Genomic DNA, 24,130 nt, shown 5'->3' with positions numbered 1-24,130 from the left:
CGCTCCTTTCCTTCCTTCTCGCCTACCGGGTTAGCTGACGGGTTCGGAGCAGGAAGGTCTCCTACGAGTGCCCATGACGGACGCCCGATTCACCCCACGTTGGTGGTTCCCCGGTTCCCTCGCGGGATTCGGCGCATGCGCACGGTGCCGCCTTTGCGGCGGCTGGGACAACCGCGCTGCGTTATCGAACGTTAATAGACGGCGGGGGTGGAATCCAAGCCGTTCCCACTGATCGTTAACGGTCCTGGCCAGGACTTAGTGCCCCATAACCGGTTCAAACCGGGCGAGTTGACAACCTCTCAGGGTCACCCTCGTCACACCTGCTTTCTGACGGTGTGTCAATTGTTATGCGCAGGGAGACCTTTCGAGCACACACGGTGACGCCCTCACGCCACGGTGACCGTGCTACTTCACGATCCTCACCGTGCGGCGCCGCTCCGGCTGGCCCTCGGCCGGGCGGGCCACCGCGAGCAGCGCCATGTCGTCGCTGGCGCCGCCGCCCGTGTAACGGCGTACGTCGTCGACGAGCGCGTCCAGGACCTCGTCCGGGCCGGGGAAGATCGCGCCGCGCAGCCGGGCTCCGGGGTCGTAGAAGACGCCCGACCCGTCGCGCGCCTCGGACAGGCCGTCGGTGTAGAGCAGCAGCGTCGCGCCCGCCGGGAAGGGGTACGCGTCCGCCCGGTCCGGCCACACCCCGAGGTCTGCCATGCCGAGCGGCAGCGCGGGCTCGGCCGGCACGAGCATGTCGAGGGAGCCGTCCGCGTGCAGCATGAACGGCTCGGGGTGCCCCCGGTTCACCAGGCGTACGGCGCCCTCGCCGCGCGGGATCTCGGCGAGCAGCGCCGTGGTGAACCCCTCGGCCGCATCCAGCCGGTCGCGCCGGGTGCCCTCGCGGGCCAGCGCCCGCTCCAGGCGCTGGGTGACCGCCTCCAGGGAGGACTCCTGCTCGGCGGCCTCCCGGAACGCGCCGATCACCACGGCGACGGCCTCCACCGCCTGGAGACCCTTGCCGCGCACGTCGCCGACGATGAGCCGGACCCCGTACGGGGTGTCCTGCACGGCGAACAGGTCGCCGCCGATGAAGGCGTCCGCCTGCGCCGCCTCGTACCGCGCGGCGACGTTGAGCCCGCCGATGCGGGCCGCGGGCGTGGGCAGCACGGCGCGCTGGGCGGTCTCCGCGATGACGCGCTGGGAGGCGAGCTTCTCGCCGCTGCGGCGCAGGATGCGGTTGATGACGAGGGCGAGCGCGCCCACCGTGAGCACGGTGAACAGCTCGCTGGACCCTTCGCCCAGGTTGGGCAGATCGTGTATGAACCAGAGCGCCACGACGGCGACCACCGAGCCCAGGCCCACGAGAGCGGTGCCGCGGCCCGAGTAGAACGGGGCGGCGGCGACCGGCGCGCCCGCGAACAGCGCGGCGGCGGTCAGGTCGGGCGGGGTCGAGGCGTCGAAGATGAAGCCCACGACGACCAGCAGTACGGGTAGCGCCCGTACCAGGCGCCCTTCGCCCTCTGCTCGCTGCCGCACCCGTCCAGCCTGACGCCTTCCGGTTCCCCGGGCGACCCGGGCGCACCCGAGCGGGTGGTCGGACACAGGCCCTCAGAGCCTGCGGCAGCGGTGGGGCCCCGGGCGTCCCCGGGAGCAGCTTCCCCTGGTGTGGCGATGGTTGGCGCCGTGGTCGGGCACGCACGGCAGCTCGACCCAGCCGCCGCGGTTCAGACGGCAGCCGTGCGCGGGGGCCGCGGACGCGGCGGCCGGCACCCCCTTGACGGGGACGGGCTCCCCCAGGTCCTCACAGCCGCTGAGGACGAAGGCGCACACGGCGAGCAGCAACACGACGGGCACCTTCCGCCGTGTCCCCACCCCTGTCCCCTTACTCGCGCGCTCACTCATGGCGCACGCGAGACTACTCCCCGCAGGCGCCCCGGGCGGCAGGACCATCCGTGAGGTGCCGCTCCGCGTACGCCTTCAGGGCGTCCCGGACGAAGGCCGCCGTGCCCTCGCCGTGCTGGTCGTAGTTGACGCCGAAGCGCGGGTCGTCGACGTACATCTGGCCGAGCCCTACGACGTACGACTTGCCGACACTCGCCGTGGTGGACAGCCAGGCGACATGGCGCCGGGCGATGTCCTGCGCCTCGTCGCCGTCGGCGGCGAGACCGGCCTCGTGCGCCCGGCCCCAGTCCCGGGCGATGTCCTCGTGCTCCTTCAGGAACCCGTTGCGCTGTTCCTCGGTGAGCGAGCGCCACCAGCGGTCGCCCTTCTCGTAGGCGTCCCGCCCCCAGCGCCGGCTCACCTCCTCCTCGTACCGCGTGTGGTCGAAGCCGTCGAACACTTCCTCGGCCATGAGCTCCTCTCCCTTCTCGGTCTTGTGCAGGGTGGTCCGCACGGACGCGATCTGCCGCGTGATGCGCTCACGCTCCTGTTCGAGGAGGTGCAGATGGGTCCGCAGGGCGGCCGCCGGATCGCGCTCGCCCTCCAGGAGCTCGCCGATCACCGGCAGCGAAAGGCCCAGCTCGCGCAGGAGCAGGATCCGCTGGAGCCGGACCAGGGCGTCCTGGTCGTAATAGCGGTATCCGTTGCTTCCGATCCGGCTCGGGGCGAACAGGCCGAGGTCTCCGTAGTGGCGGAGGGTGCGGCTCGTCGTCCCGGCCTTCTTGGCGATCTCCTGGATCGACCACTCCTTGCCGTTCACATCGACCAAGCTAGATCTTGACGTTGCGTAAAGGTCAAGGCGCGGAGGTCGACGACGGGGGAACGCGAAGAGGCCCGGCACTTGATGACAAGTGCCGGGCCTCTTCGTTCAGTAGCGGGGACAGGATTTGAACCTGCGACCTCTGGGTTATGAGCCCAGCGAGCTACCGAGCTGCTCCACCCCGCGTCGGTAAACACAACTGTACGCCATTCGGAGGGGTGCTCCGAACCGTTTGCCCCGCGCCCCTGCGGGGCGCGGGGCCACACCCGGTCGCAGGGATCACATGGACGAGGTACGACGGCGGCGCGCGCCCAGCCAGGCGACCGCTGCGCCGAGGGTGACCAGGGCGGCGGCGATGCCCGCGTACAGGCCCGTGTTGGAGTCGGCGCCGGTGTGGGCGAGGCTGCCGGTGGCGGAGGTGGTGGTGAGGTTGGCGTTGCCGGCCGCCGACACCGGGTTCGCGTTGCCGACCGCGGACGCGGACGTGCCGGGCTTCGCGGAGGGCGTGCCGGTGGGCTTCGCGGACGGCTTGGTGGCGGGGGCGGTGCCCTCGTCGATCGGGCCGAGCGCGAACTGCGCCGTGGCCCCGTCGAACGGGTAGGTGTTGCCCGAGGCCAGCGAGACGCGGACCTCCGCGGTGATCGGGGTGACCTTCTTGATCTGGGTCTTGACGCCCAGGTTGATCCGCAGCGGCAGGGTGCGCACGCCGGAGGCCGAGCCGAAGCCCTTCGGGACGGCGGGCAGGACGACGCTGTCGTAGTCGACCTTCAGGTCCTGCCAGCGGCCGTCGATCAGGCCCTGCACGAAGAAGGCCGGGGTCTTCACCTGGGGGCCGGCGTACGAGAGCTGGAGCCGGGTGGTGAGCGCGCTGCTGAACACGCCGTCGCCGGTGGCCTGGTAGTGCAGGTCCAGGTACTGGCGGTCGTTCGGGCCGTCCATGGTCGAGCCGGGCTTCTTCTCGAACCAGGTCTTCAGGTGGCCCGCCTTGATCTCCGGGTCGGCCTTGAAGGTGTGCGAGGCCTGGTGGTTCTGCGCGACCTCGCCGTTGAGGCTGGTGGCGGTGAGCCTGAAGTCCCCGTCGTTGGTCGGGTAGTTGGCGCCGAGCCCGATGGTGACCTTCCAGGTCAGCTTGCCGTTCGCCGGGACGTCGAAGCCGGCCGAGGCGTTCTTGCCCGCCGGGTAGAAGTAGCCCTGCCAGCCGCCGTCCTGGTGCCCGACGTTGTACGTGGTCGCGGGCGCGCTCACGGGCTCGACCTCGAAGGTGACGTCGTTCGTCCGCAGGGGGCTCGCGCCGGTCGCGTCGCCGAGCATCCACGGGTGGAAGGCCTGCGCCTGCTGCGTCGGGTTGCTCACCGTCAGCTCGAACGTCTCGGCGGCCCCGCCCCGGGTCAGCGGCCCGTTGGGCGCCGGGGTCCCCATCTCCATCACCAGCGGACGCTGGGCGTCGTCGGACGTGGCGGCCTGCGCCGACATCGGCAGCAGTACGGTGCCGGCGACGGCGGCGACGACAACGGCGGTGGCGGCGGGACGGAAGAGGCGGTGGGCGATGCGAGCGGACATGGTGGACTCCCCCCAAGGAGACACAAGGGCGTTCTGCGCGGCGGCAGTCGGCGCAGAAGACAGAGAAGACAGAAGAGAAGACGGAGAGGTTCAGCGCAGGATCGAGCGAAAGATCGGCCGTCTGCGGCAGAGCGCCGGAACGACGGGATGATCTGAGTGATGCGAGGTGTGGTGCAAAGGGTGATGTGAAGGGTGATGCGAAGGTTCGTCGCCGCTTCGCCGGTCTTGCACTCCCCCCGACTGCTGCGATGTGCTCATCTTCTGCCAGAACCTGACCCGGAACAATCTCCACTCTGTCACCGGTGGGCAACAGAGGTTCGGCCTTGTCAGCGGGGGGTCGGGGCCAGGGAACGGGCCAGGCCCAGCCAACGGGTGAGGGTCCGTGCGGCAGCCCCGGAATCGATCGAGTGCCGGGCCTCGCACAGCCCGGCATCGAAGGCGTCGTCCAGGCTCCGCTCCTCCAGCCCCCGGTACGCGGCGAGCGCCCCCGCGGCGTTGGCGAGGACGGCATCGCGGACCGGCCCGGTCTCCCCGTCCATGACGCGGCGGACGGCGAGCGCGTTGTAGGCGGCGTCGCCCCCGCGCAGCGCGTCGGGCGCACACCGGGAAAGCCCGAACTCGGCGGTATCCAGGCATAGTTGACGCACAGACTTCCCCGCGGCGACCCACACCCGGGTCGGGGCGGCGGTGGTGATCTCGTCGAGCCCGTCGTCCCCGCGCACGACCAGCGCACTGGTCTCGCGGGCCGCCAGCATGTCCGCGAGGACGGGGGCCAGGGCGGTGTTGGAGCAGCCGACGACGGCCGTACGGGGCCGGGCCGGGTTGGTCAGCGGGGCGAGGTAGTTGATGACGGTGGGCACGCCGAGGGACTTGCGGACCGGCCCCGCGTGGCGCAGCCCGTGGTGGAAGCGGGGCGCGAAGGTGAAGCCGATGCCGGCCTCGCGGACGCAGCGGGCGACGGCGTCCGGGGAGAGGTCGAGCGGCAGCCCGAGCGCTTCCAGTACGTCGGCGGCCCCGGCCTTGCTGGAGACGGACCGCCCACCGTGCTTGACGACCGGCACCCCGGCGCCGGCCACGACGACGGCAGCCATGGTGGACACGTTGACGGTGTGCGCCCCGTCGCCCCCGGTCCCGACGATGTCGACGACGTCGGCCCCGTCCACGGCCAGGGGAACAACCCTCTCCATCAGCGCGTCGAGCAGCCCGTGGATCTCCTCGGCACTCTCGCCCTTGGCGCGCAGCGCCACCAGGAACCCGGCGAGCCGGGCCGGCTCGGCGGCGTCGTCCATGACCTGCCGCATGGCCCAGCGGGCATCGTCCGCGCCGAGGTCCTCGCCCCGCAGAAGTACGGCCAGCAGGTGCCGCCAGGAGCGGTCGGGCTCGGTCACGATGTCCCCTCGGTGCGGGCACGGCGGGGCCGCGCGATGGTCCCGCCCACGTTATCGGCCACCTCGGCCCCTGCTCGGTACGGGGCAGGCCGATCTGCCGCACCGCGCCCTGCGTCGAACCACTAACGTGCGGCCGTGACCAGTTCCGTGGATCGTCCGCTGCTCTTCCTCGATGTCGACGGACCGCTCATCCCGTTCGGGCGCCCGGGCGGGTATCCGACGTACGACGTGGGGTGCGAACCTCGGGGAGCCGCCTCCAACCCTCTTCTGACCAGGCTGAATCCCGCGTACGGGCCGCGGTTGGCGGCGCTTCGCTGCGATCTGGTGTGGGCCACGACGTGGATGGCCGATGCCAACGAATGCGTCGCACCCCGGCTCGGCCTGCCGGAGCTGCCGGTGGTCAGCTGGCCGGAGGCATACGACGACGAGCGGGGCGGGCTGCACTGGAAGACCCGGGCCCTCGTCGCCCACGCGGCCGGGCGCCCCTTCGCCTGGGTCGATGACGAGATCACCGACATCGACCGGGCCTGGGTGACCGCACACGCTCAAGGACCGGTCCTGCTCCGCCGCGTCGACCCTGAGCAGGGGCTCACGGAGGCGGATTTCGCAGCGCTTGAGGAATGGTTGCGCGCCGCCGGCCGAGGTGCGTCGGCCTGACATTGGACGGGGAAGGCAGCACGCCGGGCCATCGCCACCGCCCTCTTGCGCACACCTCACCCTGCGGACGCTCACGTACGCGTCCGGAATTCGCGGTCCGCTCCAGAGCAATGTGCCCTAGCGTGAAGGTGACAGCAGCCGCGCCCGAGCATCCGGCGCCTCGCCGTCCTGGCCCCCTGCCCCTGGGTCGTGTCTTGACCGACCGAGAGCAGGCTGGAGCCGTATCTCACCGACAACGCAGCTCCAGCCGATGTCCTCGCCGATGCCGCGCCGGGGGTGAATCCCGCCGCCCCCAGGCGCCCGGAGAGGACGATCAGTGCGAGGACGCCGCTCAGCGAACCCGGGGGGGAACTGCGCGGTGTCCTCGCACCCAAGCCCGTTGCTGACGGACCCGGCGACGCCCGCGCCCGCCGTACCGGTTCGTACGATCTGGGTAGGCCGGCAGGGGCGGCAACTCACCTCGGACAGCCCCGCTGCGCAGGTCTGGAAGCGGTGACATCGTGAGCACGAACGCGATCATGGCTCGCATCCTGCGCGACCTCTCGACCGGGAACGGGAACGGCGCCGGTCTCCTCGGCGGCGACCCGGCACGGTGCGCACGGGCGATCGTCGTGGACGGGATCGCGGTGTCGCTGGGTACCAACGGCTCCCTGACCGAGCTGGTGTGGTCCACCCCGGGCCGCAGCTCCGCCCTGGAAGACGCGCAGTTCACCCTCGGCGAGGGGCCGGGGCTCGACTCCTACGTCCATGGCGCCTTGATCGCCGTCTCCGATCTGGAGACGGCCGACCCTCTCCGGTGGCCCGCCTTCCTGCCCGAGGCGGCGCAACTCGGCGTGCGGGCACTGTTCTGCTTCCCTCTGCGCCTGGGAGCGGTCTCCCTCGGCGTCCTCACCGCCCAGCGCGCCACCGCTGCTCCCCTGGACGCCGCCCAGACCGACGACGCGCTCGTGCTGGCCGCCGCGATCACCGCCGCGCTGCTGGCGGGCGGCGGACGGCGGGCGGCATTCGCACAGGCGGAACCGCACACGGCGCTGCACCGCGCCGCCGTCCACCAGGCCACGGGCATCATCAGCGTCCAGGCCGGGGTCTCCCTGGTCGAGGCCATCGCCATCCTGCGTGCCCACGCATACCGCACCGAGGCACCCGTACTGAGGACCGCCGAAGACGTGGTGGCCCGCCGATTGCATTTCCGGGACACTCAAGACGGGACGGCCGCACCGTCCGGAAATAGGGACTGATGACGATGACAAGTCAGCAACGCGTGCTCGACATCCTGGTGGAGGCCGTGGACACGCTCACGGAAGACTTCGATCTCATCGAGTTCCTGCACCGGCTCTGCGCCCGCAGCATCGAGCTCCTGGACGTGGACGCGGTCGGCGTGATGATCGTCGACCAGCACGGCGAACTCCAGCTCATCGCCGCGTCCGACGAGAACACCCGCCTCCTGGAACTCTTCGCCCTCCAGCACGAAGAGGGTCCCTGCGTCCGCTGCTACCGAACCGGCCAGGCCCAGTTGAACATCGACCTCACCTCGGCCCCCGCCACCCTCGGCTTCGGCCCGTTCGCCGCCCGGGCCCGCGACGCCGGCTTCGTCTCCACGCACGCCCTGCCGATGAAGCTGCGCCAACAGGTCGTCGGCGCCGTCAACCTCTTCCACTCCCGGCCCGGCCGGCTCAGCGAATCCGACGTCCAGATCGGCCAGACACTCGCCGACGTGGCGACCATCTCCATCCTCCAGCAGCGCAGCATCGAGCAGAGCTACATCGAGAAGGCGCAGCTCCAGGCCGCCCTGACCAGCCGCGTCACCATCGAACAGGCCAAGGGCATCCTCTCCGAACGCCACCACCTCAGCCTCGACAGCACCTTCGACGCCATGCGCGCGTACGCCCGCCCCCGCCACCTGCGCCTCACCGAGCTCGCCCAACAGGTCATCGACAACACCTTCGACGGCGACCTCGGCGACACCACCACCCCATGAGCCCGTTCACCGGCCGGAGACTTCGCCATCGGGCACCCGGCCGAAACGCAGGAACACGGGGACACGGGGACACAGGAACGCCCCCAGCCGATGATCCCCGGCTGGGGCGTTCCTTCGCAGTTCGGAGGGCCGACCCCTCCCAACGCGACCGGTAGGCCATGTCGGACTCGAACCGACAACCAACGGATTAAAAGACGGGGAGGACGAGTGATGTCGATCAACATCCCATGCCAGCCTATGCCGTTGTGGCTGGTCAGGGGAGGTGCCGCCTGACCCTCACGACCGGCTCATGACACCCGATCCGAGGGCGTCCGGGCTCACATCGGGCTCACTTCGTCGGGTGTCTGAGCTGCACTGATGGGCCGTTTTCTGTTGGGGCAGTTATGCGGACTGAGCCCAGTTACGCATGCCCTCATGCAACCGTGAGGGCGCGGTACTGGGCCCAAGCCGCGGCAGCGGCGATCAGCGCCGCTCTGTGCGGCAGGGGGTCAGCCCGCTCCCGGCTCTCCCAAACAGCGTGCAGAGCGGACGCGAAGGCGCTGACAGCAGCGGGGGATGCGCCGCGGTAGGCAGGCACTCTGCGGGCCAGGGCCTCGGCCTGTTCGGCGGTGTGGCCAGCGTGGATCAAGCGCGGCACGGTGAACGCGGTGTCGGCCCAGTCGGGTCCGGGGCAGGCGAGGGCCCAGTCGACGAGCCGAATGCCGTTGGCGGTGGCCAGCATGTTGAGCGGCGACATGTCCGTGTGCACGAGAGCCCGGCCGGCGAGGTGGTGCGCCCGACCATCCGGGATGAGCGAGCCCCACCGAACGGGGAGCGGTTTCTTGCCGACTTCCTCAGGCCAGTCAGCCGCCGACATGACGCCGAGGGCGTCGACCAGCGGCCCGAGATCGGCGGACCCGGGCGCGAGGTCGGGGTGACGCCCGGGGATGTACTCGTATCCGACGAGCAGCCACCCGCCCGCCTCCGCCTGCCACAGCAACCGGGGTGCAAGCAAGGCGTGTTCCGTGACCCGTGCCTCGATCCGGTACACCCACGCCGAGGTGTCGTCGGCCCGGGTGCCCTTGACGAACACGGGCCCCGACGCGGTGCGCAGGGTACAAGCCAGGTGCGACATCACGCCCTTGTCAGCACTCTCCGCCCCCTCGACCGTGCCCGTGTACGCCTCGACCGCGCGCCGTGCTGCGGGTGGAAGTTCCTGCCACGGTGTGCGCTCCACCCGCGTCTCTCCTCGTACGGAACGGAAGCCGGCCCCCGGCTCGGCCATAGCGTGGCACAAGTCGGGGGCCGGCACAGCGGACTGTCAGACCAGCCGAGCCGCCTTGTGCTTGGGGCTGTTGTGGCAGTTCGCATGGCACTGCGAGCAGTCAGCGATGTCCAGCTCGGGCCAGAAATCCATGTCGACCACAAACCCGGCCGAGGCGATGGCGTCTACCGTGCGGGCGCGCAGCGCCTTACCGCCGCCGTGCTCCTCCTTGTCGAGGAAGCCCGGCTGATGGTGGACGAACTTCCCGAGCGTCTGCTCGCAGAAGTCCTGATACGCCTTGGTGTGCAGCAGGAAGGCGTGCCAAAAATCGTCCACCAATGGGGACGGACTCAACGGGATGGGGCTGTGTGCGCCGGCGGCGAGGAAGGCGAGCATCTGCCCGATGCCCCGGTGCGCCTGCTCCTCGGTCATGTCCTCGAACTTGGCGCGCATGTTGGCCGCGAGAGTCGCCCGCAGCTCCGGGCTGATCAGTGTCCGCGCGTCGGTCGCGGGGCGTTCCTGTACTACGGTCACGGTCCTTTGCCTCCTTGATGGGGTGGTGCGTCGGACATGGGTGATGCGGCACCTGGCCGAAGTCGCGCGATGCGACGCGGGCCGGGACCCGCCCACCCAGTGGGTTGTGTCAGACGCCACTGAGCGGGTGGGAGATCGGAAGCCGGGAGCGTCGTCTACCGGCTGTGGTGTGGGTCTGCCTCGACAGCGAGCCATAGGACGAGAGCCGTGCACAGCAAGATCCATGCCAGAACGGCCAATCGCTGTCTCACTCGTTCTTGCCTTCGCTCACGCATCTGCGGCATCGGCACGGCGGATAGGCGCTCGACATCATCGGCGCATCGCTGCTCGCGGCCGTTCCTACGGCCACCAGCGCACGCTGCCGCACAACCTGGCCGGTCCTCCTGTCCATCTCGTACACGCGCATCGTCATGGCCACGGGATGTCCTCCATGTGTCTCAGAGATCCGTTGCTGCTGCACACGACCAGTGCACTGCTCCGGGAGACACAGCGGGCGCCGGAGGACCGGACGTTTGGGCGGACGTTTCCGCCCTGCTCATTGAGGTCAATTGGCTACGGTGAGCGGACAGTTCACTGTGCAAGGGGAAGCGCATGGCAGACGACGACACAAGCCCCTTGGGGCGGTTACGGCGGGCGTCGGGCTATACACAGGAGTCGTTCGTAGACGCGTTCACGCGGGAATCCACGCGCCTCGGCATCAACGCCTCGGTGAGTGTCCGGCAGCTCCGCCGCTGGGAGCGGGAGACTCCGCCACCGCTCCCCCATCCGAACCAGCAGGCCGTGTTGGAGGCCATGCTCGGGGTGCCGCTTGCCGAAATGGGATTCGACGTCCCCAGCCACCGGAGGACGATCGCAGCGCCAATCAGCGACCCTGGAGAGGTGAAGCGGAGAACATTCGTCGCCGATGCGGGCGGCCTCGCTGCGGCGGCCCTCGTCCCGACCCGCCCAGGACCGCGCATCGGCATGGCCGACCTCACCCGTCTGCGCGCGCGGCTGGACGGCCTCTATCAGACAGATCACGCGACAGGCAGCGTGCCGGCCATGAGACAGGCCCGCCGCATCGAGGGCGAGGTCACCCACGCCCTCGGGTCCGCCTCGTACACCTCACGGATCGGCCGTGAGCTTCAGACCATGCTTGCCGAATTGCACGGCCACCGGGCCTGGTACGGCTACGACGGCGGACACATCGAAGCCGGCCGAGCCGCGTGCCTGGAGGCGCTGACAGCGGCGCAGCTGGTCGAGAACCCGCTGCTCCAGGTCTCCGTACTGGAGACGCTCGTGCTCCTCTCCCTCAAGGCCGGACGCGCTTGGGAGGCGGCGAGCGCAGTCGAGAACGCCTACCGACTCGCCAGCCGCGCGGGCGCCGGCCCGACCGTGCACCTGGTGATTGCCCTGCGCGATGCCAACGTCGCCACGCACACAGGAGACCTGTCCGGGGCGCGCCGTGCCCTGAGCCGTGCGGTGAGCCACCAAGGGCGCGCGGACTGCGACGTCGAGGTGCCCAACTGGGCCCAGTTCGTCGGCCCGTTCGAGGTCGACTACGCAACGGCTGACATGTATGTGCGGGCTGATCAGCCCAGACGCGCCGTGCCGTTCCTCCAGGCGGCCGTGCGGGGCATCGGGGGAAATTTGGCGCGCAACAGCGCCTCGTACCGCGTCAAACTCGCAGGAGTGCTGCTTGCTGCGGGGGAAGTCGATGAAGCGTGCGCGGAGATGGGCGCGGCACTCGACGCGTGCGACGGCATTTCCTCACCGCGCCTGGTCGACAAGATGCACGAGTTCGAGCGTGCGGCCAGCCGCATCGACAGCACCGCGGCTCGTGACTGCACGGTCCGCATCCGCGAGACACCGCGAGGGAGTGACGTATGACGGAGCAAGTGTCGTTCTCTGTCGAGAACTTGGACGGGCCGGCAGCGATGCGGGCCGAGGCTGCGTTCCGGTTCGTATACGCCGAGGTGTTCGCCGAGCCGCCCTACTGGGAAACCGAAGACGACGTTTCGGCTACCTTCCGACGCTTCGGCTCCCAGACCCGCAAGCCGACCTTCCGCAGCGCCCTTGCCCGCTCAGCCGACGGCGAGCCAGTCGGCATCGCCTACGGCTACCCACTCGGCCCCAACACGGGCTGGTGGGACCAACTCACCACGCCCGTGCCCGACAACATGCGCCGAGAGGACGGACACCGCACCTTCGGCCTCATGGAACTGGCCGTACGGGCTCCGTGGCAGGGGCGGGGCATCGCCCGCAGGCTGCACGAGGCTGTACTCGACGGCACCGGAGCCGAGCGGGTGCTGCTCAACGTCCATCCAGAGAGCAAGGCAGCCGTAGCGGCATACCGAGCATGGGGGTACCAGAAGGTCGGGGAGGCTCTCCCGTGGGAGGGTGCGGACCTCCATGACGTGATGCTGCTCGACCTGCGCTGAGCAGAGCCTTGGGAGGTCCACGTGAGAGTCGGAATCACCGGGCACCGGGGCCTGTCCCCGAGGTCGCGCAGCAGATGCGCCGCGCGCTCGTCAAGGCGGTCAAGGCTTGCGCGCCTGCCGAGTTGGTCGGCTTGAGCTGCATCGCGGACGGGCCCCGACACCTGGTTCGCGCAGGCGGTCCTCGATCACGGTGGCCGGATCGAGGTCGCCATGCCCGCTGAGCAGTGTCGCGCCGATCTCCCCGACTGGCACCACCCGACGTATGACGACCTGCTGCACCTCGCCATGAAGGTGCACCGCACGGGCCTCGGCAACTCCGGCTCGGACGCCCACATGGCCGGCAGTGAACTCCTCGTCGACCAAGCCGACGAGTTGCTCGCGGTCTGGGACGGTCACCCCGCACGGGGGTATGGCGGCACGGCCGATGTGGTTGCCTACGCCGAGGGCAAGGGCCTACCGGTGCGCGTGCTCTGGCCGGTCGGGGCAACTCGGGACTAGTCCGTATACGTGGGCCCGCCCTGGGCTCCAACTCCTGCTCCGCATAGTCAAGGTCGTTGAAGTCCACGGCCAAGCCTTGGGCCCGATGTCCCCGCCCGAGCCGCCCCCGAGCTGCGGCCAGCGAAGGCCGGCGCCAAGGGGGCGCGGGCCCCAACCGCACGGAAGGCCTGAGCAACCCGGGATGTCTCGGCGCGCAGCAGTCCCGGGTACGGCCCACGAGTAAGGGCTTGGCCCTGGGCAGACAGGGGGTCCCGCCCTCCGCCGAGGACGGGACCCCCTGTGTCTGTGTTCGACCTGGTATGGGCCGGTGTGCCGTGTCAGGCTTTCTTGACCACGCTGGACTTGAGCTGCATGGGGCCGAACCCGTCGATCTTGCAGTCGATGTCGTGGCCGTCCACGCCGTTCACCAGGCGGATGTTGCGCACTTTGGTGCCCGCCTTGATGCCACTCGGGCTGCCCTTGACCTTCAGGGTCTTGACCACGGTGACCGTGTCCCCGTCGGTGAGTACGTTGCCGACTGCGTCCTTGATCACCCCGTCCTCGGCGCCGGCCGCACCTTCGGCGGATGCGGGCGACCACTCGTGTCCGCACTCGGGACAGACCAGGAGCGCACCCATCTCGTAGGTGTGCGCGCTGGAGCATTCGGGGCAAGGGGGCAGGTTCTCGGTCACCGGATGACCATCTCACGCCAACTATCTGAATTGCAAAATTCTGCAATTCAATAGATGCTGTGCTCTGCCGCGCCCCTAGGTAGCCGGGGGCGCAGCACTGCATGAAGGAGAAGGTTCGTGTCGGTTCCGCTGTATCAGGCCAAGGCAGAGTTCTTCCGGATGCTGGGGCACCCGGTGCGCATACGGGTGCTGGAGCTGCTGCAGGACGGCCCGATGCCTGTACGGGACCTGCTCTCCGCGATCGAGATCGAACCGTCCGCGCTGTCGCAGCAGCTGGCAGTGCTGCGCCGCTCCGGCATCGTCGCCTCCACCCGGGAGGGCTCGACCGTGGTGTACGAGCTGGCCGGTGGTGACGTCGCTGATCTGATGCGGGCCGCGCGGCGGATCCTGACCGAGCTGCTCGCCGGGCAGAACGAGCTCCTGACCGAGCTGCGGGAAGCCGAGGTCGCGGCGCAATGAACACCTCGCTGACGAGGCTGCTGCGGGTCCGGGTGTGGAACCCGGTACGTTCCCTGCTGCCCGCCCGCGCCGATCTCGCGGAGATGGGCCGCAGCCCGCGCCGTGATCTGCTGGCCGGTCTGACCGTGGCGATCGTTGCGCTGCCGCTCGCTCTCGGCTTCGGGGTCTCCTCCGGCCTCGGCGCCAAGGCCGGGCTCGCGACCGCTGTGATCGCAGGCGCGCTCGCGGCGGTCTTCGGCGGCTCCAACCTCCAGGTGTCCGGCCCCACCGGCGCGATGACCGTCGTACTGGTACCCATCGTCGCCCAGTACGGGCCCACCGGCGTCCTGACCGTCGGCCTGATCGCCGGGCTCATGCTGGTCACGCTCGCCGTACTCAAGGCAGGCCAGTACATGCAATACGTGCCCGCCCCCGTGGTGGAGGGCTTCACCCTCGGCATCGCCTGCGTGATCGGCCTCCAGCAGGTGCCGAACGCGCTGGGCGTGGCGAAGCCCGAAGGCGACAAGGTGCTGGCGGTGACCTGGCGGGCTATCCAGGAATTCGTGCACACGCCGAACTGGACCGCCATCGCCCTGACCTTGGGCGTGGCGCTACTCATGCTGGTCGGCGGCCGGCTGCGGCCCACCATCCCCTTCTCCATCGTCGCAGTGATCGCCGCGACGATCACTGCCCAGCTCTTCCACCTCGACGCCGCGAAGCCGATCGGTGACCTGCCGTCCGGGCTCCCAGCCCCCTCGCTCGGCTTCCTCGACCTGTCCGCGGTGGGCTCGCTGCTCGCCCCGGCCGTCGCGGTCGCCGCGCTCGCCGCGCTGGAGTCGCTGCTCTCGGCGCAGGTCGCGGACGGGATGACGGTGGGGCAGAAGCACAACCCGGACAAGGAACTGCTCGGGCAAGGCCTGGCCAATATCGCCGCGCCGCTGTTCGGCGGCGTGCCCGCCACCGGTGCCATCGCCCGCACCGCCGTCAACGTCCGCACCGGCGCGGGCTCGCGACTCGCAGCCCTCACCCACGCCGTCGTCCTCGCCACCATCGTCTTCGCCGCCGCACCCCTGGTCTCCAAGATCCCCCTCGCCGCGTTGGCCGGGGTACTGATCGCGACCGCGATCCGGATGGTCGAAGTCGGCTCGCTGCGCGCCATGGCGAAGGCCACCCGCTCGGACGCCCTGATACTCGTCCTGACCGCCGCCGCCACGCTCGCCCTCGACCTCGTCTACGCGGTGATCATCGGCCTGGTCGTGGCCGGAGCTCTCGCCCTGCGGGCGGTGGCCAAACAGGCCCACCTGGACCAGGTGCCACTGGACAGGGGCGATCACAGCGAGGAGGAGCACACCCTGCTCGCCGAGCACATCGTCGCCTACCGCCTGGATGGGCCGCTGTTCTTCGCCGGGGCTCACCGCTTCCTGCTGGAATTGAGCGAGGTTGCCGATGTCCGGGTCGTCATCCTGCGCATGTCGCGGATCACGACCATGGACGCCACCGGCGCACTCGTCCTCAAGGACGTGGTGGAGAAGCTGAACCGGCGCGGCATCGCGGTGATGACCTCCGGCATACGGCCCGGCCAGCGCCAAGTTCTCGACTCCGTCGGCGCGCTGGACTTGCTGCGCCTGGAAGGGCGCGAGTACGCCACCACCCCCGAAGCCATCGCCGGGGCCCGCACCTACCTGGAGGACGCCGGTATGCTGCCCGCCCCTCCTGCCCACTCGGCCCGCACCAGCGTCCAGGAGCACGCCCGATGACCATCCCCACACCCCGTCGTATGGTCGAGGTCTCTGGCACCGAAGCCCTGTGGCTGCTCGAAGGCGCCGTCCAGGGGCGCCTTGTGTACGTCCAGCGGGAGAGCGCGGTCGTGCGTCCGGCCGTGCACCGGCTCGAGTACGGTCGTCTGATCGTCCGTTCCCCGGCCCAGGCCGCCGCCCTGTCCGGCCGGCCCGCGCTCACCTACCAGGCGGACGAGATCAAGGTTGCGGGTGGCACCGGCTGGACGGTCACCGCTGTCGGCCCTGCCGAGGTGATCACCGACCCGGACGAGGCCGCGCACTACCGGCGTACGCTGTTCGGCTGGGCGCATGGCCCGCACGACACCCTCGTCCGTATCCAACCCCAGCGGGTGACGGGCTACCGCCTTGCCCATGCGGAGAGCGTCCGATGACCGTTCCGCTCGAAACCCTGCCCCACCGGCACGTGCTGACCCTGCCCCCCATGGGCTCCGCCGTCCGCATCGCCCGCGAGACCACCGAACAGGTCCTGGCCGAATGGGGCATCGCCCGGCGTCACCCCATCGTTGATCCCGCGCTTTTGATCCTCAGTGAGCTGGTCGCCAACAGCATCCAGCACGCCGCCGACGTCTCTCCGATGATCACCGTGATCTACGCGGCGGGCGCCGACACCTTCGCCTTCGCCGTTCACGACCGCCACCCCTACCAGCCCGTCCTGTTCTCGGCGGTCACCGGTATCGGTGGCAGCGGGCTGGGCACGGTTATGGAACTCACCCTCAACCTGGGCGGCACCGCTGTGGTACGCGGCGACGCGGACGGCAAGGGCAAGAGCATCTGGATCACCCTCCCCCTGTGAACATCCTGAACTCCCGCAGGTCCCGGCACGAATGAGGCAGCGAGCATGACCATCCAGTGGCGCTACACCACCCACGACAACCTCGGCGTCCTGTCCGTGGCCGGGCACCTCGGCGGCGAAGCGGTCGATCGGTTCACCGGCGCAATCGGCTGGGTGACGGCACGCGGTACCGGGCCGGTCGTGCTCGACCTGACCGAGCTGCGCGGCTGGTCCGCCTGCGGCCAGCTCGCCATCGCCCAGGCCGCCCAACTACTCGCCGTCCAGGGACGTTCCTTGGAACTCGCCGCGATCCCGGCCGACGGCTCCATCGTCCCCGACGGCACGCACCCGCCCATCCCCGTCCACTGCGACCTGCCCGCCGCACTCACCGCCCATCAAGTCTCCGAGGAACAGCGCCAGTGGCGCACCGCCGACTGGCCTGAAGAGCGCAATGCGGCGAACCGGAGTCCTCGGTAGGCGAGCAGCAGGAACGTCTTCAGCACCACCAGGCAGACGAGCCTGCTCAGTGGATGAGCCGGGTTCATCGGCGGGGCCGGTGCAGGGGCGCAACCGGCTGGTGCGGCCGCTGGTGAGGCGGTATCGCCCCTATTTCTGCAGTGTGGACGGCGTCATATGGCGGGCGCCGACAAGGAAAGGCGACATCTCGTGCTGATTGCTCAGCGTCCTGCACTGACCGAAGAGTTCATCGAAGGGTTCCGTTCGCGGTTCGCCATCGAGCCGCTGGAGCCGGGCTTCGGCTACACCCTCGGCAACTCCCTGCGCCGTGCGCTTCTTTACTCGATTCCTGGCGTCGCAGTCACGTCCGTCAGGATCGAGGATGTCCTGCAGGGGTTCACCACCGTGCCGGGCGTCAAAGAGGACCTTGCCGACCTCCTCCTGAACGTCAAGCAGCTGGACCTCTCCTCGGAGCACGACGACCCGGTCGTGATGTACCTGCACAAGCAGGGCCCGGGTGTGGTCACCGCTGCTGACATCGCCCCGCTGCCCGGTGTCGAGGTGCACAACCCCGACCTGGCGCTCGCCACACTCGACGGCAACGGCAGGCTGGAGATGGAGCTGACCGTCGAGCGCGGCCGCGGCTACGTCTCCGCCGTGCAGAACAAGCAGGCGGGCCAGGAAACCGGCCGCATCCCGGTCGACTCCATCTACTCCCCGGTGCTCAAGGTCACCTGTCAGGTCGAAGCGACCCGCGTCGAGCAGCGCACCGACTTCGACAGGCTGATCCTCGACGTCACCACCAACCAGGCCATGCGCCCGCGTGACGCCATGGGATCGGCCGGTAAGACGTTGGTCGAGCTGTTCGGTCTGGCGCATGCGCTGAACACCGACGCCGATGGCATCGACCTGGGCCCGTCTCCGGCGGACTCCGCACTGGCCGCCGGCCTGGCGGTGCCGATCGAGGAGCTCGAGCTCACCGTTCGCTCCTACAACTGCCTCAAGCGTGAGGGCATCCACTCCGTGGGTGAGCTCGTGGCGCGCTCCGAGGCCGACCTGAGCGACATCCGCAACTTCGGTGCGAAGTCGATCGACGAGGTCAAGGCGAAGCTGGCCAGCAGGGGCCTGGCCCTCAAGGACAGCCCGCCCGGATTCGACCCGACCGCCGCCGCGGACATCTTTGGCGGTGCCGACGACGCTGCGGACGCCGGAGTCTTCGAGCCTGAGCAGTTCTGGTCGCCATAGCAGGTCTGACGGGAACTGGAGCGCGCTGGCTGGCGCACAACGGGCACTTCGAGCTGGCCCCGCGGTCTGGACACTGTGGCTGAGCGGTAGTTGAAGGGCGCCGCTGAGCGGGAGCGGCGCCCGCCGACACGGCTGCGGTATGCGCAAGCTGTGATCCGGCCGTGCAGATCCACTCGGCTGTCGCAGCAGGGCCGAACCGTACCCTGGTGCGTGTGCAAGAACTCCACGACGTTGCGCTCGCCCCGCTGACCACGTTCCGGCTCGGTGGTCCCGGCACCCGTCTGATCACCGCGACAACGGAGGCCGAGGTGATCGAGGCCGTCCGCGCCGCTGACGCCGCCGATACGCCGCTGCTTGTCATCGGTGGCGGCTCCAACCTGGTCATCGCCGACGAGGGGTTCGACGGTACCGTGCTGCGCATCGCCACGACCGGCTTTGCGCTGGAGGGCACGCAGTTGGAGCTGGCCGCTGGCGAGGTCTGGACGGATGCCGTCGCCCGTACAGTCGAGGCCGGACTGGCGGGTCTCGAGTGCATGGCTGGCATCCCCGGCTCGGCCGGTGCAACCCCGATCCAGAACGTGGGGGCATACGGCCAGGAAGTCGCCCAGACGATCGCCGAGGTGGTCGCGTACGACCGCACGACGAGCACCACCATCGCACTGACCCACCCTGAGTGCGACTTCTCCTACCGTCACAGCCGCTTCAAGGCCGACCCGTACCGCTACGTCGTGCTGCGCGTCCGCTTCCAGCTGGAGGACGCGGGTGGGCTCTCCGCCCCCATCCAGTACGCCGAGACCGCCCGCGCCCTGGGCGTCACCCCCGGCGACCGTGTGCCGCTGGCGCACGCGCAGCGGATGGTGCTGAAGCTGCGCGCGGGCAAGGGCATGGTCCTGGACCCCGCCGACCACGACACATGGTCGGCGGGCTCGTTCTTCACCCACCCGATCCTGGCCGACGACGAGTACGCCGCCCTCTGCGCGCGCGTGCGAGAGCGGCTGGGCGAGGACGTCGCTGCGCCCGCGCACCCGGCGGGGCCGGGCCGCACCAAGATCCCAGCCGCCTGGCTGATCGACAAGGCCGGCTTCACCAGGGGTTACGGCACGGGACCGGCCCGCATCTCCACCAAGCACCCGCTGGCTCTCACCAACCGGGGTGGCGCCACCACCGAGGACCTGCTCGCGCTCGCCCGCGAGGTAGTCGCGGGGGTACGCGAAACTTTCGGCATCACGTTGGTCAACGAGCCGGTGACGGTTGGCGTGAGTCTCTAGGTTTGTCCGGGAGCGTACGCGCGCGCCCATCCGGCAGGCCGTTGGGCACGGACCGCGCGGGCGCCCGGGTGAGGTTCTGGCCGAAGGGTGAACCTCGGATACACCTCCCTGCCCTGCTGGCCACCACCCCAATCAGCCTATCCTCGATCGTGCATGAGTCCTCGTCGGTGTGCTGACGGGGACTCTGCGTTTACGAGGTGCGGTCTTTTCGGGGCTGGGGCAGGTTGACGGCGCCGGGTGTCCTCACCCGCCGGGGCGGGCCGCTACGTTCGCAGAGGTGGGGGTCAGCGGGCGGGGACGAACGTTCCCTCGCTGTCCAGGACGGGCACCACGATGCACGAGTCCACGCCAGCGGCGATCACGACGTCCTCGACGTATCCGAGCGCGGCCAGCTGCTGGCTGGTGGCGCAGGCGGCGATGGCCATGCCGAGGTCGACGGTGGCCTCGCAGGCAGCCTTGGCGGTGGCCGCCTCGACGGACAGTGGGCCGGCTCCCTGGGCAGCCAGTTCGGCGATGAGGGCTCCGGCGCCGAGCAGGTCCTCGGTCGCGGGGCGCAGGCTGGCACCTGGCCAGTGCTCGCCTGCGGCGATCACGGTGACGGGGCGGGCCGAAATTCCGTACCCCTGGGAGATGAGCCAGCTGCCGACTGCTTCCACGTTGCGCAGGCAGGCCGCCACGACGGTGGCCCCCGTGGTGGCGGCCAGGGCGGCGATGGCCGAGCCGTCCGGGCAGGGCAGCACCAGTCGCGCGGCGGGAGGTGCGATGCGCAGGCCGGCCGGGGAGAGCGACCACGGGGCCCTGGGGGTCACGTCGTGGCGGGCGACCGCGAGCTTCGCGCCTTCGCGGCGTGCGTAGGCCGCGGCGATCTCATCGCCGGGCGCGCAGGGGTAGATACGGGTGCCCAACTGTGCGGCGACGCTCACTGTGGTGGAGAACGACAGCACGTCCACGACCACCAGGCAGCCGTCTGGGTCGGCGAGCCGGGCGGCGCCGTGCATGCCCCATTCGAAGCGGACGCCCTTGCCCGGCTGCTCCGCCCACCAGATGTGTTCCTGCATGGGGCTGGTCAGCGGCCGTCCGACTCGTCGGCGGCAGGCGGCTGAGGCTGGGTGCGGCCGCCGAAGGCGAGCTTGAGCATGCGGGCCTGGCCGCAACGCGGACACAGTCCGTCCGCCCCGACGGCGGTGGGCCGGCACTTGAGGCGGCAGGCGGGGCACTTGAGCCACGCGACGCCCCTGCCGCGCAGCGGGGTGATTCTCACGCAAGCCTCCCTCATGGAGCCTATGGAGTTGCTAATCTTAGCAATTCATGAGGTCGGCACCACTGAATTTCGGCGGTTCCGTCCCAGTGCGCAGGTTCGGCCCGGCCCGTTTCACACGCGAGGATGGGCCGCATGTTCGTGATGTGTGGGTGGATACGATGCGCCAAGGACCAGCCGGTGCGGCCGCAGTGCTGCGCCGGAGAGGGGGCGGCACGGTGAGCGCGCCGCTGTACCAGCTGAAGGCCGAGTTCTTCAAAACCCTGGGCCACCCGGTCCGGATCCGGGTGCTGGAGCTGCTCAGCCGACGCGAGCACACGGTGTCCGAGATGCTGCCCGAGGTCGGAGTCGAAGCCGCCCACCTCTCCCAGCAGCTGGCCGTGCTGCGCCGGGCCAACCTGGTGGTCAGCCGCAGGGAAGGCTCCACCGTCGCCTACGCGCTGGCCAACCCGGAGCTGGCCGACCTTCTCAAAGTGGCCCGCTCGATCCTCTCCGGCGTCCTGGCCGGACAGGCCGAGCTGCTGGCCGACCTGCGGGCCGCGCAGCCGGACCGCACACCGCCCCCGTAAGCCGGGGGTCTTGGACCGGCGGTCGCCTCTTGTCCGATGGACAGCTCTGGACGGCTGGAGGCGACCGCCCTCTCCCTTCCTGCATCTGCACGGCCCGTTGCTTGCTGTCGGACCTGAGTGGCCAGTTGAGGGCGACAGCCAGACGGCGACGCCGAGTTCGCGGCGGGTCCGCTGGGCGAACTCCCGGACGGCTGACTCGCACCGCCACGGGGCGAGGGCGGCGTTGAACTCGCGGACGTAGTCCAGGGCCCGGATTGACTGGACGCGGGCGAGAATGTCGACGCTGCGGTGGCCGAGTTCGAGGCCGTGGTCGTCATCGCGGCCGTGGCCGTGTACGAGGTCTGCTACACCTTGCACGGCAGTTGACTGGTGCTGGTATTCACTGCCTTTGCGCCGAGGGGAAAGGTGGCGCGCTCTGGCCTGCCGCATCTGCCGTAGACGGGTCACGACAGCTGACCACCCCTCAGCTTGGATACAGAACCGCACCTTAGGGTGAATCAGGCATTCAGAACTCGCGCAGATAGGTGCGGCGCCCCTGGCAGGTAGGCAGGCGCAGGTCAGCCGGACTGGGCGATGGCGCGCAGGGCGTCGAAGGTCTCCTGCTCGTCTTGCTGGTCGCCGTGGTCGCTGAGTTTCACGACGACGGTCCTGTTTACGGGGTCGACGTAGATGTACTGCCCGTATACGCCGAGGGCGGAGTAGTCCTTGCCGTTGCCGCCGGGGGGATGCCACCACTGCGCGGAGTAGCCCCAGCCGTCGACTTCGTGGGGTGCTGGGGTGGCGATGCGCTGGATCCATGCCGGCGGGATGATCTGTCTGCCCTGGGCGCGGCCGTTGTCCAGGACGAGCTGGCCGAGCTTGGCGTAGTCGCGCGCGGTGGCGTTGATGCAGCAGAACGCCTTCTCGTCGCCGCCTTCGTGGTCGAGGTTCCAGGTGGCGCTGTCCTGTGCTCCCATCGGTACCCAGATGGTGTCCGCCAGGAGGTCGGCCAGCGGCCGTCCTTGGACCTTGGCCAGGACCTGGCCCAGGAGTTCGGTGTCGATGCTGCGGTAGGCGCCTTGGCTGCCCGGCGGGAACTGCAGGTCGCGATGGTCGTGTGCGAAGGCGGGCAGGTCACGGGTGAGGTACATCCGGGCGGTGCCGGTCAGCGGGTAGTACTCGTTGTAGTTCTCCGGGACGTCCACGCCCGAGGTCATGTCCAGCAGGTCGCGCACGGTGATGGCGTCGTAGGCCCCGCCGGTCTTCAGCCGGGGCAGGATGTCGACCAGCCGGTCGCTCTCCCGGAGTCGGCCCTGCTCGATGGCCTGCCCGGCGAGCAGGGACACCACCGACTTGGCGGCCGACCAGGAGGACAGGCGGGTGGTGGGGCCTATCCCGTCGCGGTACCACTCGTGGGTCAGCCGGCCGTCCCGCAGGACGAGGAAGGCGTTGGTGTGAGTGGTCGCCAGGAACTGCTCGACCGGTATCCGCTCGCCCTTCCACGGCACGGTGGCAGGAAGCGGCTCGTCGTGGACGGGCAGCGGTATCGGTGTGGCTGAGGCGGGGATCGTGCGGGTGGCGAACAGGTCGCCCTGCCGGGAGGGCTCAGTGGTCAGCAGTTGGGCCAGCATGGGCGGAGAGGGGATGTCGAGCAGCGCGGTGGCCGTGTAGGAGCCGGCCACCAGCACGCCGAGCGCCACCGGCAGCGCGATGAGGGTGCGCCGTAGTGCACGCAGTGCCCGCGGCTTCACTGGCCGCGAGGCGGCCGCGGTGTGGTCGGCCGGCGCGGCTCCCCGGGCGGCGGGGGCGTCAGCCGGAGCGGTCCGGTGGTTCACTGCCGGCTCGGGTCCGCTGCCCTGCGGAGCTTTCCGGTCCGTGTCGGCGGCTTCCTCGGCCGGGTGGTAGTCAGGCATCGGCGTCCTTGGCGGTGTTGCCGGCGGTCGCGTCGACGGCCAGCCAGAACGCCTCCATCAGCGTCTGGAAGACGGCCTCGTCGTCCTGCGCGGCCAGGTGGGGCAGGTGCGCGGTGATCGCCGGATAGTGCTCGGGGGAGATGGTGGCGTAGGCCCCGGCCCAGGCATGCTCGTCAGCTGCGCGCACGTCCTGGGGGAGCGCGGCATACCCGGCACGCATGCCCGCGTACGCCAGCACAGTGTCGGCGAGCATCCGCTGGTACCGGGCCACACTGCCCTCGTCCAGACCGATCTCCTCCAGCGCCGCGAGCATCATCTCCATCGCGGCGAACTCCCCCGGGCCACAGGTGGTCCGGCACGCAACGGCCGCACCGACATACGGGTGGGCCTCAAAGACCTCCACCAGGGAACGGGCCAGCTCCTGCAGCACCTCCCGCGGCCCCATGCCGTCGGGCACACGCTCCACGGCCATGGCCAGCAGCCGGTCACCCACCGCCAGCAACAGCGCGTCCCGGTCCGCGAAATGCCGCCAGACTGCCGATCGGTCCACGCCCAGTTCCTCGCCCAGAGCCCGTCCGGTCAGCCCGTCCGGCTCCGCCCGCGCCGCGATCCGCACGGCCGCCTCCACGATCAACTCCGGCGACAACCGCACCGCCCGGCCCTTGCCCACAGCCATATCCGCCCACCCTCCAAGTCATCAGCGTTGTCATCGATGATGACAACACTGATACGAGATGGTCAACCCCAGAACGGCGCGACCAGGATGCGGCGACGTTCGGGAAGGACCTATCA

The 24,130-nt window shown here is 69.9% G+C and carries 26 protein-coding genes, 1 tRNA gene, 1 pseudogene and 1 riboswitch; of the genes and pseudogenes, 14 read left to right on the top strand and 14 right to left on the bottom strand.

Features of this window, described 5'->3' with window-relative positions; all coding sequences use genetic code 11:
• Positions 1–4: 4 nt before the first annotated feature.
• A riboswitch (cyclic di-AMP (ydaO/yuaA leader) is annotated at positions 5–144 on the bottom strand.
• Between the two features lie 261 nt (positions 145–405).
• The 6 genes from ADK54_RS14200 to trpD all read right to left on the bottom strand — a co-directional run bounded on the left by ADK54_RS14200 (position 406) and on the right by trpD (position 5,640).
• Positions 406–1,527 (bottom strand): PP2C family protein-serine/threonine phosphatase, encoded by a 1,122-nt coding sequence (locus ADK54_RS14200; protein ID WP_053725966.1) that lies wholly within the window; start codon positions 1,525–1,527, stop codon positions 406–408.
• 72 nt (positions 1,528–1,599) lie between these two features.
• Complete coding sequence (locus tag ADK54_RS14195; protein ID WP_053725965.1) at positions 1,600–1,863, bottom strand: hypothetical protein; 264 nt, start codon at positions 1,861–1,863, stop codon at positions 1,600–1,602.
• A 43-nt stretch (positions 1,864–1,906) separates the two neighbouring features.
• Complete coding sequence (locus ADK54_RS14190) at positions 1,907–2,692, bottom strand: MerR family transcriptional regulator (RefSeq protein WP_053725964.1); 786 nt, start codon at positions 2,690–2,692, stop codon at positions 1,907–1,909.
• Positions 2,693–2,804: 112 nt separating this feature from the next.
• Positions 2,805–2,878 (bottom strand) — tRNA-Met (locus ADK54_RS14185).
• A gap of 93 nt (positions 2,879–2,971) precedes the next feature.
• Positions 2,972–4,252 carry a hypothetical protein gene (locus ADK54_RS14180; RefSeq protein WP_053725963.1) on the bottom strand — a complete coding sequence of 427 codons (1,281 nt, stop codon included), beginning with the start codon at positions 4,250–4,252 and terminating at the stop codon, positions 2,972–2,974.
• A 326-nt stretch (positions 4,253–4,578) separates the two neighbouring features.
• Positions 4,579–5,640, bottom strand: coding sequence for an anthranilate phosphoribosyltransferase (trpD, locus tag ADK54_RS14175; RefSeq protein ID WP_053725962.1), 1,062 nt, complete (start codon positions 5,638–5,640; stop codon positions 4,579–4,581).
• A gap of 135 nt (positions 5,641–5,775) precedes the next feature.
• Here trpD and ADK54_RS14170 point away from each other — a divergent pair, with 135 nt between their 5' ends.
• The 3 genes from ADK54_RS14170 to ADK54_RS14160 all read left to right on the top strand — a co-directional run bounded on the left by ADK54_RS14170 (position 5,776) and on the right by ADK54_RS14160 (position 8,275).
• Positions 5,776–6,297, top strand: coding sequence for an HAD domain-containing protein (locus tag ADK54_RS14170; protein ID WP_053725961.1), 522 nt, complete (start codon positions 5,776–5,778; stop codon positions 6,295–6,297).
• Between the two features lie 500 nt (positions 6,298–6,797).
• On the top strand, positions 6,798–7,535 hold the full coding sequence (locus tag ADK54_RS14165; protein ID WP_053725960.1) for an ANTAR domain-containing protein: 738 nt from the start codon (positions 6,798–6,800) through the stop codon (positions 7,533–7,535).
• Between the two features lie 5 nt (positions 7,536–7,540).
• Positions 7,541–8,275: a GAF and ANTAR domain-containing protein gene (locus tag ADK54_RS14160; RefSeq protein ID WP_078966376.1), complete on the top strand. Its 735-nt coding sequence runs from the start codon at positions 7,541–7,543 to the stop codon at positions 8,273–8,275.
• A gap of 412 nt (positions 8,276–8,687) precedes the next feature.
• Here ADK54_RS14160 and ADK54_RS14155 read toward each other — a convergent pair whose 3' ends face one another.
• From ADK54_RS14155 to ADK54_RS45960, 3 genes are all read right to left on the bottom strand, one after another.
• Positions 8,688–9,491, bottom strand: coding sequence for a hypothetical protein (locus ADK54_RS14155; protein ID WP_053725958.1), 804 nt, complete (start codon positions 9,489–9,491; stop codon positions 8,688–8,690).
• Positions 9,492–9,575: 84 nt separating this feature from the next.
• Positions 9,576–10,052, bottom strand: coding sequence for a glycine-rich domain-containing protein (locus ADK54_RS14150; protein WP_053725957.1), 477 nt, complete (start codon positions 10,050–10,052; stop codon positions 9,576–9,578).
• 247 nt (positions 10,053–10,299) lie between these two features.
• Positions 10,300–10,470 (bottom strand): hypothetical protein, encoded by a 171-nt coding sequence (locus ADK54_RS45960; protein WP_159047760.1) that lies wholly within the window; start codon positions 10,468–10,470, stop codon positions 10,300–10,302.
• 461 nt (positions 10,471–10,931) lie between these two features.
• On the opposite strand from ADK54_RS45960, the gene ADK54_RS14145 reads away from it, so the two are divergent.
• From ADK54_RS14145 to ADK54_RS14135, 3 genes and pseudogenes are all read left to right on the top strand, one after another.
• Positions 10,932–11,921, top strand: coding sequence for a hypothetical protein (locus ADK54_RS14145; protein ID WP_234392056.1), 990 nt, complete (start codon positions 10,932–10,934; stop codon positions 11,919–11,921).
• Positions 11,918–12,472 carry a GNAT family N-acetyltransferase gene (locus ADK54_RS14140; protein ID WP_053725955.1) on the top strand — a complete coding sequence of 185 codons (555 nt, stop codon included), beginning with the start codon at positions 11,918–11,920 and terminating at the stop codon, positions 12,470–12,472. The genes ADK54_RS14145 and ADK54_RS14140 overlap by 4 nt, the downstream gene beginning before the upstream one ends.
• A 21-nt stretch (positions 12,473–12,493) precedes the next feature.
• A pseudogene (locus tag ADK54_RS14135) lies at positions 12,494–12,970 on the top strand (hypothetical protein).
• A gap of 317 nt (positions 12,971–13,287) precedes the next feature.
• On the opposite strand, the gene ADK54_RS14130 reads toward ADK54_RS14135, so the two are convergent.
• Complete coding sequence (locus ADK54_RS14130) at positions 13,288–13,641, bottom strand: zinc ribbon domain-containing protein YjdM (protein WP_053725954.1); 354 nt, start codon at positions 13,639–13,641, stop codon at positions 13,288–13,290.
• 117 nt (positions 13,642–13,758) lie between these two features.
• Here ADK54_RS14130 and ADK54_RS14125 point away from each other — a divergent pair, with 117 nt between their 5' ends.
• The 7 genes from ADK54_RS14125 to ADK54_RS14095 all read left to right on the top strand — a co-directional run bounded on the left by ADK54_RS14125 (position 13,759) and on the right by ADK54_RS14095 (position 19,619).
• Complete coding sequence (locus tag ADK54_RS14125) at positions 13,759–14,100, top strand: ArsR/SmtB family transcription factor (RefSeq protein ID WP_053725953.1); 342 nt, start codon at positions 13,759–13,761, stop codon at positions 14,098–14,100.
• Positions 14,097–15,836, top strand: coding sequence for a SulP family inorganic anion transporter (locus ADK54_RS14120; RefSeq protein ID WP_053725952.1), 1,740 nt, complete (start codon positions 14,097–14,099; stop codon positions 15,834–15,836). The genes ADK54_RS14125 and ADK54_RS14120 overlap by 4 nt, the downstream gene beginning before the upstream one ends.
• Positions 15,833–16,249, top strand: a complete 417-nt coding sequence (locus ADK54_RS14115) for a pyridoxamine 5'-phosphate oxidase family protein (RefSeq protein ID WP_234392055.1) — start codon at positions 15,833–15,835, stop codon at positions 16,247–16,249. The genes ADK54_RS14120 and ADK54_RS14115 overlap by 4 nt, the downstream gene beginning before the upstream one ends.
• Positions 16,246–16,671, top strand: a complete 426-nt coding sequence (locus ADK54_RS14110; protein ID WP_053725950.1) for an ATP-binding protein — start codon at positions 16,246–16,248, stop codon at positions 16,669–16,671. Before ADK54_RS14115 ends, ADK54_RS14110 begins: the two co-directional genes overlap by 4 nt.
• Positions 16,672–16,716: 45 nt before the next feature.
• Positions 16,717–17,127, top strand: coding sequence for an STAS domain-containing protein (locus ADK54_RS14105; protein WP_053725949.1), 411 nt, complete (start codon positions 16,717–16,719; stop codon positions 17,125–17,127).
• A gap of 189 nt (positions 17,128–17,316) precedes the next feature.
• A complete protein-coding gene (locus tag ADK54_RS14100) occupies positions 17,317–18,351 on the top strand; it encodes a DNA-directed RNA polymerase subunit alpha (protein WP_053725948.1) in 1,035 nt (344 codons plus the stop codon).
• A gap of 212 nt (positions 18,352–18,563) precedes the next feature.
• On the top strand, positions 18,564–19,619 hold the full coding sequence (locus tag ADK54_RS14095) for a UDP-N-acetylmuramate dehydrogenase (protein WP_053725991.1): 1,056 nt from the start codon (positions 18,564–18,566) through the stop codon (positions 19,617–19,619).
• Positions 19,620–19,903: 284 nt separating this feature from the next.
• Here the strand turns inward: ADK54_RS14095 and ADK54_RS14090 are convergent, their stop codons facing one another.
• Positions 19,904–20,677 carry a 2-phosphosulfolactate phosphatase gene (locus ADK54_RS14090; RefSeq protein ID WP_053725947.1) on the bottom strand — a complete coding sequence of 258 codons (774 nt, stop codon included), beginning with the start codon at positions 20,675–20,677 and terminating at the stop codon, positions 19,904–19,906.
• An 8-nt stretch (positions 20,678–20,685) separates the two neighbouring features.
• On the bottom strand, positions 20,686–20,880 hold the full coding sequence (locus ADK54_RS14085; protein WP_053725946.1) for a hypothetical protein: 195 nt from the start codon (positions 20,878–20,880) through the stop codon (positions 20,686–20,688).
• Positions 20,881–21,095: 215 nt separating this feature from the next.
• Here ADK54_RS14085 and ADK54_RS14080 point away from each other — a divergent pair, with 215 nt between their 5' ends.
• Complete coding sequence (locus ADK54_RS14080; protein ID WP_053725945.1) at positions 21,096–21,446, top strand: ArsR/SmtB family transcription factor; 351 nt, start codon at positions 21,096–21,098, stop codon at positions 21,444–21,446.
• A 557-nt stretch (positions 21,447–22,003) separates the two neighbouring features.
• Here ADK54_RS14080 and ADK54_RS14075 read toward each other — a convergent pair.
• Together ADK54_RS14075 and ADK54_RS14070 are read right to left on the bottom strand one after the other, a co-directional pair.
• Positions 22,004–23,338 (bottom strand): serine hydrolase domain-containing protein, encoded by a 1,335-nt coding sequence (locus tag ADK54_RS14075; RefSeq protein ID WP_078966372.1) that lies wholly within the window; start codon positions 23,336–23,338, stop codon positions 22,004–22,006.
• The gene (locus ADK54_RS14070) at positions 23,331–24,014 is read right to left on the bottom strand and encodes a TetR/AcrR family transcriptional regulator (RefSeq protein WP_063801971.1); all 684 of its coding nucleotides are present in this window, start codon (positions 24,012–24,014) and stop codon (positions 23,331–23,333) included. Before ADK54_RS14070 ends, ADK54_RS14075 begins: the two co-directional genes overlap by 8 nt.
• Positions 24,015–24,130: the final 116 nt, after the last annotated feature.

It is taken from the genome of Streptomyces sp. WM6378, from assembly GCF_001279695.1.
In the GTDB taxonomy this organism is placed as follows: Bacteria; Actinomycetota; Actinomycetes; order Streptomycetales; family Streptomycetaceae; genus Streptomyces.
Note: the sequence above shows the minus strand (reverse complement) of the source record. Positions and strands in the feature narration are given on the sequence as shown.

What these genes read in the sequence shown, in the direction of transcription:
- ADK54_RS14180 (WP_053725963.1), bottom strand. Translation starts at nt 4,252, where the DNA reads ATGTCCGCTCGCATCGCCCACCGCCTCTTCCGTCCCGCCGCCACCGCC.
- ADK54_RS14160 (WP_078966376.1), top strand. Translation starts at nt 7,541, where the DNA reads ATGACAAGTCAGCAACGCGTGCTCGACATCCTGGTGGAGGCCGTGGAC.
- ADK54_RS14140 (WP_053725955.1), top strand. Translation starts at nt 11,918, where the DNA reads ATGACGGAGCAAGTGTCGTTCTCTGTCGAGAACTTGGACGGGCCGGCA.
- ADK54_RS14120 (WP_053725952.1), top strand. Translation starts at nt 14,097, where the DNA reads ATGAACACCTCGCTGACGAGGCTGCTGCGGGTCCGGGTGTGGAACCCG.
- ADK54_RS14115 (WP_234392055.1), top strand. Translation starts at nt 15,833, where the DNA reads ATGACCATCCCCACACCCCGTCGTATGGTCGAGGTCTCTGGCACCGAA.
- ADK54_RS14110 (WP_053725950.1), top strand. Translation starts at nt 16,246, where the DNA reads ATGACCGTTCCGCTCGAAACCCTGCCCCACCGGCACGTGCTGACCCTG.
- ADK54_RS14105 (WP_053725949.1), top strand. Translation starts at nt 16,717, where the DNA reads ATGACCATCCAGTGGCGCTACACCACCCACGACAACCTCGGCGTCCTG.
- ADK54_RS14090 (WP_053725947.1), bottom strand. Translation starts at nt 20,677, where the DNA reads ATGCAGGAACACATCTGGTGGGCGGAGCAGCCGGGCAAGGGCGTCCGC.
- ADK54_RS14075 (WP_078966372.1), bottom strand. Translation starts at nt 23,338, where the DNA reads ATGCCTGACTACCACCCGGCCGAGGAAGCCGCCGACACGGACCGGAAA.
- ADK54_RS14070 (WP_063801971.1), bottom strand. Translation starts at nt 24,014, where the DNA reads ATGGCTGTGGGCAAGGGCCGGGCGGTGCGGTTGTCGCCGGAGTTGATC.